General features: G+C 45.7%; 5 protein-coding genes. 1 reads left to right on the forward strand and 4 read right to left on the reverse strand.

The window, feature by feature from the left end:
- Positions 1-4 precede the first annotated feature (4 nt).
- The gene (locus DWW23_RS10690) at positions 5-2,242 is read left to right on the forward strand and encodes a glycoside hydrolase family 3 C-terminal domain-containing protein (protein WP_122353264.1); all 2,238 of its coding nucleotides are present in this window, start codon (positions 5-7) and stop codon (positions 2,240-2,242) included.
- Between the two features lie 82 nt (positions 2,243-2,324).
- Here DWW23_RS10690 and DWW23_RS10695 read toward each other — a convergent pair whose 3' ends face one another.
- From DWW23_RS10695 to DWW23_RS10710, 4 genes are all read right to left on the reverse strand, one after another.
- A complete protein-coding gene (locus tag DWW23_RS10695) occupies positions 2,325-7,400 on the reverse strand; it encodes a leucine-rich repeat protein (protein ID WP_122353265.1) in 5,076 nt (1,691 codons plus the stop codon).
- A gap of 18 nt (positions 7,401-7,418) precedes the next feature.
- Positions 7,419-10,163 (reverse strand): leucine-rich repeat protein, encoded by a 2,745-nt coding sequence (locus DWW23_RS10700; protein WP_122353266.1) that lies wholly within the window; start codon positions 10,161-10,163, stop codon positions 7,419-7,421.
- A gap of 216 nt (positions 10,164-10,379) precedes the next feature.
- On the reverse strand, positions 10,380-11,135 hold the full coding sequence (locus tag DWW23_RS10705) for a DUF4469 domain-containing protein (protein WP_122353267.1): 756 nt from the start codon (positions 11,133-11,135) through the stop codon (positions 10,380-10,382).
- Positions 11,136-11,707: 572 nt separating this feature from the next.
- A partial coding sequence (locus DWW23_RS10710; protein ID WP_122353268.1) for an Rpn family recombination-promoting nuclease/putative transposase occupies positions 11,708-12,577 on the reverse strand: 870 nt, incomplete at its 5' end.

Below are 12,577 nucleotides of genomic sequence, written 5' to 3' on the forward strand. Positions count from 1 at the left end.
CAACATGAAACCGATTAAGTATATTGCTTGCTTCCTGTTGCTGCTGCCCTCTTTCAGCCAGGCGCAACAAAGCATTCCGGTTTATCTGGACAACAACAAACCGATGGAAGAACGTGTAGAAGATGCCCTGTCGCGTCTGACACTCGAAGAAAAAGTGGCGCTGACACATGCGCAATCCAAATTCTGTTCGCCGGGGGTGGCACGCCTGGGCATTCCGGAATTCTGGATGACCGACGGCCCTCATGGCATTCGTCCCGAAGTATTATGGGATGAATGGGAGCAAGCCGGATGGACCAACGACTCTTGTGTCGCTTTCCCGGCACTGACCTGCCTGGCTGCTACCTGGAATCCGGAAATAGCTTTGTTGTATGGCAAGAGTATCGGCGAAGAAGCCCGCTACCGTAACAAAACAGTGTTGCTGGGTCCCGGTGTAAACATTTACCGCTCACCACTGAACGGACGTAACTTTGAATATATGGGTGAAGACCCTTATCTGGCCGGAAAGATGGTGGTTCCCTATATACAAGGTGTTCAACAGAATGCCGTGGCAGCCTGTGTGAAGCATTATGCACTAAACAATCAGGAAGTAAACCGTCACACAACCAATGTAATTGTAGATGACCGTGCTCTGCACGAAATCTATCTGCCAGCCTTCAAAGCTGCTGTTCAGGAAGGAAAAGCCTGGGCAATCATGGGCTCTTATAATCTGTACAAAGACCAGCACGGTTGCCATAACCAATATCTGTTGAATGACATTCTGAAAGGTGACTGGGGTTTTGACGGCGTTGTCGTTTCCGACTGGGGAGGCGTTCATAATACGCAGGAAGCCATAACCAACGGGCTCGATATGGAGTTCGGTAGCTGGACTAACGGATTATCCAACGGGGCAAGCAATGCTTACGATAATTATTACCTGGCAGATCCCTATCTTCAGCTGATCCGGGAGGGTAAAGTCGGAACGAAAGAGCTGGACGACAAGGTAAGACGTATCCTTCGCCTGGCTTATCGCACGAATATGGATAAAAACCGTCCTTACGGGTCACTTTGCTCGGAAGCACATTTTACCGCAGCCCGCCAAATCGGGGAAGAAGGTATTGTCTTGCTGCAAAACAAGAACAATGTACTCCCTATCGACCTGAACCGTGCAAAGAAAATAGCCGTTATCGGTGAAAATGCCGTCAAAATGATGACCGTAGGCGGCGGTTCCTCTTCCCTTAAAGTGAAATACGAATTATCTCCGCTGGATGGTATCCGGAAGAGAGTGGGTGACAAAGCCGAAGTTGTTTATGCACGTGGTTATGTAGGCGATCCGAGTGGTGAATACAATGGGGTGAAGTCCGGACAGGATCTGGATGACAACCGTTCGCCGGAGGAATTAATAGCCGAAGCCGTAGCTGTAGCCAAGGAGGCCGACTATGTGATCTTTATCGGTGGTCTGAACAAGAGTGCGCATCAGGACTGTGAGGACGCGGACCGCAAGGAACTAGGCTTATCTTACGGACAGGATCAGGTAATAACAGCCCTGGCTCAGGCGAATAAAAATCTGATCCTGGTAAATATTTCAGGGAATGCCATCGCCATGCCGTGGGTGAAAGATGTTCCGGCCATCGTACAGGCGTGGTATCTGGGATCGGAAGCGGGAAATGCCATTGCTTCGGTATTAGTCGGTGATGTAAATCCATCCGGTAAGTTACCGTTTACCTTCCCTGTCTCTTTACAGGACGTAGGTGCACACCGGTTAGGCGAATATCCGGGTACTCCCAGAAATGACGGTAGTAACATAGTAGACGAGAAGTACAACGAAAGTATCTTCGTCGGCTACCGTTGGGCAGACAAGCAGAAAGTCAAACCGCTCTTCAGCTTCGGCCACGGCCTTAGCTACACTACATTCGAATATGGAAAAATAACAGCCGACAAGAAGACGATTACGAAAAATGAACCTATCACTTTCACCCTGACCGTAAAAAACACAGGTAACCGTGAAGGGGCAGAAGTCGTACAGCTTTACGTCAGCGACAAAAAATCATCACTCCCCCGCCCCGTCAAGGAACTGAAAGGTTTTCAAAAAGTTTACCTGCAACCGGGAGAGATGAAACAGATATCCTTCACCATCGGTACCGATGCCCTGAGCTTCTTTAATGACGGCAAACATGAATGGGTTGCCGAACCCGGACAATTCGAAGCCTTGGTGGGAGCATCCTCGACCGATATTCGCAATAAAGTCGCATTTGAATTGAAATAACCAATCCCCCTTTTCTATATTTTATCCGGGTATATTACTTAACAGTTTATACCCGGACTATTTTATGTGTGTCTTTACTGGATTACAAAACCACCTTCACACCTTTATTCCCCAAGCGGACTACATAAACACCTTCCGGCAAACGGAAGGTCAATTCCTCACCGACATGAACATCGCGGAACACTTTCAAAGTACCGGCGGCAGAATAGACAAAAAGCTTCCCGTCGAAAGCGGGCAGGACATGTAAAGTACCGGCGACGGCCCACACACGCGAATGGATGTTTTCGATCGTTTCGTTGGCTACTGGGGCAAGTTTTTTTTCGATACCTTCGATATATATATTCACATCCGAACTTATATATTTGATGATATAAGCTCCGTCGCTGCTGCGCGGCGTAATTGTTTCGCCACGGTCGGTTGTGACAACCGGGTTTGACTGATTATACTCCTCATCAAGCGTAAGGTAGAAACGGAAATTATCCCAGGCTTCCACCTGAAATTCTCCGGACGACGGGTCGGTTACGGCACCTTCCACCTCCGGGAGGAAGACTGAATAATATATCGGATCTTGTGCAGGAGGTACATAATCCACGGCAAAGTTCGCCTGTAAAGTAAGGTCTTTATCGACGGTAATGGTACGCGTCGCATCTGCCACATCGTCACTCCATCCGGTAAAATGATAGCCGGAGTTGGGCCTTGCACGCAAAGTAAGCGGTGTACCGCCATAGTATTTGCCATCAACCGGTGCAGGAGTAGACGATATATCCACAGACCCCATCTCCGGATCATTAAGGGTAATGGATATGGAGAATGGACCGATATCCCTTATATTGCTAAAACTTCCCCATCCATCAGCTTTCTGATAGCTATCGATTGAACCAGCGGGGACATATACAGTAGTCGTAGCAGGAAGATCATAAAATGTGCCATCAGTAGCAGGTGGAGTCTTTGCTAGAGAAATGAGACTTTCAAGCCCTGTGCAAAACGCAAATGCTCCTGTTCCTATCGCTGTAACAGCCTCCGGTATGAAAACAGAAGTTATATCATTCTTATTATAAAACAGATGATCAGCAATAGTATATGAACTTATACCCGGCAACGATTCCGGCAGTGCAAGTGCAGTGGCTGTACCCGTATATTTGAGCAATTCAGCCTTCTGCCCCGAGCTTTCCGTATAGACGATATATCTATAATCGCCTTGTTCTTTAATACAGCTTTCTTCTTCTTTCGTATGGATTACTTTTGCATAACAGGTTATGCCGCCGTTGCCGGAATCTCCAGCCGTCAGGCTAAGGGTACTGTAATTATATATCTCTCTGAGGCTATAACATCTCTCAAAAGCATTATCTTCTATAATGGCATTAAATGATTTTCCCAAAGTAACAGAAAGAAGGCCAGTACAATCCCAAAAGGCACGACTCGCTATCCTTGTAACTCCATCGGGAATCGTTATTGAACCATTTTCTATTTGTTGCGGACACATAATAAGAGTCGTTCCGTCCTTGTTATAAAGTATGCCGCCGAATGAACTATAACTTTGGTTACCGGCAGCTACCGAAATACGCTTCAATGCAGGAATATTAAGAGCATAGCTACTTATGGAGGATACACTTGCAGGAATGTTTATCTCGGTCAATGAAGTATTCTGAAAGGCATAATCCTCTATCTCAGTCACATTTTTGCCAATTGTTACCGAGGTCAAACCTGTACAATCACTAAAGGCTCCATATTTTATTGTAATAACTTCATCAGGTATTTTCATTGACGTCTTTTCAATTCGCTGCGGACACCGGATAAGTATCTTTCCATCTCCACTATAAAGCGCGCCGCCGGATGAACTATAATTCCGGTTACCGGCAGCCACCGAAATGCGCTTCAACGTCGGAATATTAAAAACACCGGCAGCTATATCGGATACACTTGCCGGAATGTTTATTTCGGTCAGCGGGATATCCTCAAAAGCGTCCCCTTCTATCGTAGTCACATTTTTACCAACAGTTATCGAAGTCAGGCCTGTACAACTTTTAAAGGCTCTATCCCCTATTGCAGTGACTTTATCGGGAATCTTTATTGAAGTCTTTCCAATTTGCTGCGGACACCTGATCAGTTTCTTCCCATCCCCACTATAAAGTATACCGTCGGATGAACTGTAACTCCGGTTACCGACTGCTACCGAAATACGTTTCAGCGTCGGAAGATCGAAAAGCCTCCCCATCTCAGAGACACTTGCCGGAATATTTATTTCGGTTAATGGGGAACCGTAAAAGGCATCTCCCCCTATTGAAACGACCTTTTCACCCAAAATTACCGAAGTCAGAGCTGTACAAACAGAGAAAGCCAATTTATCTATCGATGTCACACCGTTGCCTATAGTTACCGAAGGCAGGTTTGTGCAACCACTAAAGGCAAAGAGGCCTATCGAAGTCACGTTATCGCCCATTGTTACCGAAGTCAGACCAGTACAATTCTCAAAGGCATTATTCCCTATCGTAGTCACCTTATAAGTAATCCCATCTTTCGTTACCTCATCAGGTATGTTCACGACCCCGGTATATTGGCATTGAGCCACCCTCAACTCATTCCCGTCAGGACCCGCTTTTGTTATATAGTAACAAATCGTCACCCCGTCTTCATTTTCTGCTTCAAAATAATTCTCCAACACGAATGACACAGTCGTTGTATTACCGGCATTGTCAGTAGCGATAGCTGTATGAGAGCCGGAAAAACTGCTGGCAGAATAAGTTCCATCGGGAAGGGATACCTCCACACCGTCTATCGTAACTTTCTTTACTCCACTAAGGCCGTCGACGGCTGTCAGGGTATAGGATAGAAAATTGGCGTCGACCGCCAGCTTCGGAGGAGTCTTATCGAGACAGACTGAAACAGAGTGATTGTAGGTCACTCCGGTCGTAGTACGTGTAAGGATATAAGAGATCGTCCGGTCGAGGCCTTCCTCTTCCCATATAAGTGTTGCCGGAAGCTTGCCGGTTTCCCCTGAAGAGAACGGAACAGGCTGTTGCAGAGAAATGCCAAAACCTTCCGGGGCAGTAAGGACGATATTCTCTTTATGCCAGTTTCCGATATTGGCAGCAGGAACGATAGCCTCGACTTCAGCCACTTTGCCGACCAGGGGGCTATATTCTACATCAGCCGTAAAATCGAGGGTATACTTTGCTTTACCTTCATCGGTCAAATCGAGCGTGCCTTGGGTAATATGCGTTCCGTCTTTAGCGAGTTTCCCATCATTCAACGGCTCGTCGGTTGCAAGAATATTCGCTACTACCGCATACTCCGGTGCCTCATCCTCATATAACTTCTGTCCGGCTCTTGGGGTAATAGAAAGTCTGCGTTTTCCGATCTTATAAACGACCGTGATATCGTGGGAAACATGATTGGCAGCCGTAGCCACATAAATGACCGAAGTTCCTGTACCTGTATCCGTCGCGGCATCAGGTGCACCTGTCACCCGGCCGTCAGTGGCCAGCGACAGGTTCAACGGATGCAAATTTCCGCCTTTCAGGCTAAAGGAAATAGTGCCGCAGGGTTTACCTGCATCAGTTGTAATAAGGGCGGCGAGGTCATTTGCCAGTTCGGAACCATACGTACCTACCACTTCGGAAGAAGCAGTAACCGTAAAGTTATTTGCCGACCAGCGTGCATAGAACTTGGTAGCTGCCGTGATCGTTTTCTCTCCGATAGCAGTGCCACCGGTCAACTCCTTCGTATCATACCATCCTTCCAGGGTATAATACTCCCGTACCGGTGTCGGAGCTGTTGCTTTTTCGCCACTTTTTATCAATTGTACCGGAAAATCACCTGTTGCCCCGTTCAAGTCAAAGGATACAGAGAACACTGTTTCATTCTCCTTATTGGATACGGGACCGGATATCGTTCCGCTACCGGTAATTTCTCCGTTTACCTGCAACGATCCTTCATTGGCCAACCCGCCGTTTTCTTCTACCGTAAGCGTAGCACCTTCATTAAAAATCAGGCTTTTGCCTGATGGTACAACCAGTTTTGCATCATCAGGGATAATCAGCGTCTCCCCCTTATCGAGGGTTATGTCTACCGGAAGTTCTATTTCGCCGCATACCGTAGCCGAACCGTCTTGAAACACAAAGCCATTGTAATGATCCGGCTGTATTCTGGGGGCGTCTTTCAGTGTCGCATCAGGGCCGATAATCAGGTCTTTTATGTCAGACTTTTGATTACTGGAAAAAAGGCCGCCCCGTCCTATATCCGAAGAACTGTATACTCCTCCTTTGCTTTTTATTTCTCCTCCGGTAATCGTTACTTGTCCCTGAAATGAAGTTACTACATCATTTCTCCATAGACCATTCCCTATACCGGACGCCGATTCACCACCCTGAGCTTCTATTATACCTCCGGTTATCGTAATACTTCCGCAGGTAGAGTTCTTATCATTACCGGAATCGCCTGCGCCAATGCCGGCAGAGCCGATTTTTCCTTCCGCTTTAACCTTTCCACCGGAAATAACAATCGTCCCGCCGGTAGAGTTATGCCCGTTACCGATACCGGCCCCGGATTGACTTGTTGCCGTTATATCTCCTCCTTTAATCAGAACATCACCGCATCCGGAGGCACCTCCTCCAATTCCGGCACCAGTACTTTCCGAAGAGGCAGTAACAGTACCACCACAGATAATAATCTTTCCGGTATTTTCATTCCTGTTTCCTCCTATTCCGGCACCGGCAGCACCAGAATAATTTACACATTTAGCAGTCAAATCATTTCCTTTATCACTCTCTGCCGTAATTTCGACTACTGCAGTTTCCGGCACACGGAGACCTGCATAAACATTGCAGCCTATAACGGTATTAGATCCTTTTAATATCAATCTGGCATGGCTGTTCGCAGCCAGTGCGAAAGCAGCTTGCCAGTAAACCGACATACGATTAATATTAATACCATCCAATGTTATGTTTAACGGGGTTTCTTCCGTTCCTCCATTTATAATGATACAAGCATCCGTCGCTGTAGCCGGATCCGTGTTTTTTACCGTAGCATCACTTGTAATAGTAAGGATCTTATTATTCCATGTATACGTTCCGTTTACTGTAAACGGATTGTTTTCTTCTGCCTGCCCTGCCCGACTCAGGCACAGCACGAATAGTATCAATAAGTATATTCTTCTCATACGGGTATCTCCATGTTATTATATGATTATTTTAAACAGCTCATTCCCCAGGCGAACCAGATAGACACCTGCCGGTAAACGGAAAGTCAGTTCCTCACCGACCCGGGCATTGCAGAGCACTTTCAAAGTACCGGCGGCAGAATAGACAGAGAGCTTTCCATCGAAGGCGGGCACGATATGCAGAACATCTGCCGCACCCCATACACGTGAATGGTTGATTTCGACCGTTTCGTTGGCAACCCGGTCAGGGTTCTTTTCGATACCGTCGATATAGACCTGTACGTCCGAACGGACATATTTGATGATATAAGCTCCGTCGCTGCTGCGCGGCGTAATTGTTTCGCCACGATCGGTTGTGACAATCGGGTTTGACTGATTATACTCCTCATCGAGCGTAAGGTAGAAACGGAAATTATCCCAGGCTTCCACCTGAGACTCGCCTGAAACCGGATCGGTAACAGCACCTTCTATTGCAGGAAGGAAAACAGAATAATATACCGGATCAGGTGCAGGAGGCACATAGTCCACAGCAAAATTCGCTTGCAAAGTAAGTTCCTGGTCGACGGTTATGGTACGCATCGCATCTGTCACATCGTCACTCCATCCGGTAAAATGATAACCGGAGTTGGCCCTTGCCTGCAAAGTAAGAGTCGTACCGCCATAGAATTTATCACCTACCGGTACAAGAGTCGCTGATATGTTCACAGAACCCATCGCCGGACCATTTAGGGTAACGGATACGGAGAATGGACCGAGATCCTTTATATTCATATTGCTAAAACGATTCCATCCTTCAGCACTCTGATAGTTATCGATAGAACCACCCGGGACATATACAGGAATCATACCCTGTATCCCATAAAATGCATACTCATCAGCAGCAGGTGGATTCTCTGCAAGAGAGATAAGACTTTCAAGACTTGTACAATAAGCAAATACTCCCATCCCTATCGTTGTAACAGCCTTCGGGATGACAACAGAAGTAATATCACGATTATCCATAAACATATGCTCGACAATTGCATACGAACTTATATCCGACAGTGATTCCGGCAACACAAGCACGGTGGCCGTACCCGTATATTTGAGCAATTCGGCCTTCTTCTCCGAGCCTTCGGTATATTCGATATATTTATAATCGCCTTGCTCTTTAATACAACTTACTGCTCCTTCTTCCGTATGGATTACCTTTGCATATCTGGCCATACCTCCATTGCCGGAACCTCCTGCCGTCAGGCTAAGCTTATTGCTGTAATTATATATCTCTTGGAGGTTATAACATCCTTCAAAAGCCTCATCTGCTATATCAGCATTAAATGATTCTCCTAAAGTAACAGAAAAAAGACTCGTACAAGATAGAAAGGCATGATTCAGTATCCTTGTGACTTTATCAGGAATCGTTATAGAACTCATTCCGATTTGTGACGGACACAGAATAAGAGTCTCTCCGTCCTTATCATAGAGGATGCCATCGGGTGAACTATACGTCTGATTATCTTTATCGACCAGAATACGCTTCAGTGTCGGAACAGTAAAAGCATCCGTCTCTATATAAAATACACTTGCAGGAATAGTTATTTCTGTCAACGATGTATTTTTAAAGGCATTAGTTCCTATCGTTGTCACTTTTTCACCAAGAGTTATCGAAGTAAGACCGCTGCAATAGCTAAAAGCACCAGGTCCTATCATAGTGACTTCTTCGGGCATCGCTATCGAACTGGTCTCGATTTGTGGCGGACATGCAATAAGGATTGTTTTATTCATGCCATAAAGTATACCCCCTGATGAACTATACGCCTGATTATTTTCATCGACCGAAATACGTTTCAGTGTCGGAATAAGAAAAGCACATTCACCTATATTGCATACTTCGGCCGGAAGATGTATCTCTGTTAATGAGGTTTCTCTAAAAGCATTCGTTCCTATTGTTTTTACATTTTTACCAAGAGTTATCGAAGTAAGGCCGCTGCAATAGTTAAAGGCACCAGGTCCTATCATAGTGACTTCTTCGGGCATCGTTATCGAACTGGTTTCAATTTGTGGGGGACACAGAATAAGGGTTGTTTTGTCTGCGTTATAAAGCACACCGTCCAATGAACTATAATTCTGATTTTCAGGATCGACCGAAATACGTTTCAGTGGTATAATTTCAAAAGCATTATTACCTATATCTGAGACACTTGCAGGAATATATATTTCTATCAATGAAGTATTTACAAAGGCATTAGCTTCTATCCCCGTCACTTTTTCGCCCATAGTTACCGCAGCCAAATTGTGACAACCAGCAAAGGCTAACTCTCCTATTAAAGTCACGTTTTCTCCAATAACTATTGAAGGCAAATTGTAACAATTTGTAAAAGCAGCATATCCTATCGAAGTCACATTGCTACCAATAGACACCGAAATCAGACCTCTGCAATCAGCAAAGGCAAAGTCATCTATCTTTGTCACATTTCCATCGATTGTCACGGAAGTCAAACCTGTACAAAATTCAAAAGCCCTCACTCCGATCGCAGTCACCTTATAAGTGATTCCACTATTCGTTACTTCATCAGGAATCTTTACAACCCCGGTATAATTATCATTCACCCCAAAAAGATCTTCTTTATAGGTCACCTCCACTTCATTCCCGTCAGGACTCGCTTTTGTTATACGGTAATAAATCGTCACTCCGTCGTCATTTTTCGCTTCAAAATCATATCCCCAAACCATTACCGGAAGAAGCCAGGCGAAGAAGATTAGTAGTAAATGTCTATTTTTCATTCTTATATATTATAGTTTATGCCGATCGATTTAATTTTAACATATTTTCATAAGAGGTGTATCAACACAAGTGTTGAGTCGAGTGTCAAAGCCGGTGTTGAGTAGGGCACCAGCACAGGTGTTGAGGTAGGTGCCGGGAGAGTTGTCGAGGGGGATGCCGACACCGGGACTACGATAGGTATAGGCACCGGGGCTGGCATCCCCCTTAAGAGAAGCTCACTCGATCTCAGGTCTGTCGCCACCGCCCGGGTTGGTACCCACCGTAAGGAGGATCGGGAGCTGATAGGTACGCGGGTCTTTCACCAGCGAATAACCGGCCCCAGCCTGGGTCGTAATGCTCAACAGGTATTGACCGTCGGCCAGTTGAGGAATTTGGATAATGATCTGCGAAATCGTGTTGGTAACGATCAGATCCACTTTAACCGGTGTTTTATCGGCACCGTCGGGAGTGAAATAAACGCCAACCGACGGGTCCGCACCCTTCAGCAGCAGGCCAGAGCCGGAGATGATGGCCGGGGCACCCGGTGTAAGCGTCGTATTCACCGACTTCGATGTCGAATCGGTAATGTCGTTGATAACCGGACCGGTCTTGGCCACTCTGAATTGGGGAACCAGGTTTTTGAGCAGGTCCAACAAAGGTTTGCCGGGAGTGAAAGTAACACCGAACTTGTGTTTTTCCGGATCGAAAACTGCAGATTCTCCAAAGGATCCGGTCAAATTGAGCAGGAATTGCCCCACTCCATCGACGAGGCTCTTGCCTTCAGCGATAGCCTCGACCTTGATCTTATCGGACATTCCAAGGATATTGACGATAGTTTCTTTCCGGTATTCGGTACGCTCTTTTACGATGCGCCCGGCAATATCTTCATTGCGTAAGGTACCGGTGATAGCTACTTTTCCGGAATAGTCGCCTACTTTCTCGGTTAACAGATTGTCGTATAAGTCTACGGGGAGAATAGTTTTTTCTGCCATGATAGTACAACTTAATATTATGCCTGCTGGTTGGGCAAGGCGTATCCTATAATAAAAAAGTACTGCCAATCCATCCTTTTCTAAAGGTAGAAACAGGGGGATAAAAAACTATCAGATTTACCTGTTTCCAGATACATAATAGTATTCATTCGAAGATATAATAATAGACTCAGAGTAGCCTACAGCTACCTATCACTCTGATTTCTGTACAATATCTTTCCTCTGGTTCTTATCATTAAGTCTGTTTAGAACTATGGCAAACATTCTTTTCAATAGGTTATAAACAATAAATGGGTGGAAATAATCCACCCATTTATACTGATTTTTCTATGTTTTCGCAAAATTGACGAATAATTATTTCTCCCTAATATGATACCCTAGGGGATAAATTGGGTATAATTATCCATTCCCAATACCTATATTTCTTCGTCTTATTTATGTACATCCTATGATTTTTACGGGTACTAGTCATGTTTTATCCGCTTATTTCATTATATTTGCAGGCATTACTACCATAGTTCTAAACAAACTATCGCTTACCCGTTGGTGGAATTAATTAACTTCAAATCTTTCTATAACTTCTCTATCTCCTCAACCGGCAATCCTGTACATCTTGCAATGTCGGTAATTTTCATACCCATACATTTCATATTGGCAGCCGTCTGATGCAAGGCTTCCGCTTTTCCTTTGACTTTTCCTTTGGCTTCCCCTTCAGCAAACCCCTCGATCCGGCCTTCCCATTTGGCGGTATCGAGCACGTCGTTCTGGATCATGATCACATTCAGATGCTCGTCATACGCATGACGTTCCTGCGAAGACATCGAATAGTATTTCAACTTTTCACGTGCTTCACGAAGGCCCGGCGTTGTCGTGTCAGGACGAATCGTACCGTCTTTCAGGTATTTGATCCATTCGTCCAGAGGTGTCGAGGCAACTTTGTCGAATTCGTTTACACGGATCAGGATGTACTCGGGGAAGATCTCAGCCGGCAGGCGGGTGATGACGGCATCACGGTCGCGCATGTTGATTCGCAGGCGGTCGCCGGTATGCACACCCGTGAAATGATTCTGCCCGTGGTAGAAATAATCCGTACCCACACCGAGATCAAAATAAAGGATACTGATGGAGTACACTTTTTTCACTTTCTGATAACCTTCACCCAGCGAGATATGCTCGGTGATGGCTTTGGCCACGCCGTAAAGGATACGTTCGAGATAGTGTACTTCACGAGTGTTCTGGATTTCGACGATGATGATCTCACCTTTGCTGTTCAAGGCTTTGATATCGACACGATTGAATTTGTCGTCGGCACTTTCCTGATTGCTTTCGCTTTCGAGGATTTCGAGGATACGGACCTCTTCACGCAGCATGACGGTCAGGAAGCCGTCGAGCACACCGAAGTTGGCCTTCTGACGCAATAAGCGTTTGATGGCCCAATCGAA

The organism is Parabacteroides sp. AF14-59 (assembly GCF_003479515.1).
Classification (GTDB): domain Bacteria; phylum Bacteroidota; class Bacteroidia; order Bacteroidales; family Tannerellaceae; genus Parabacteroides; species Parabacteroides faecis.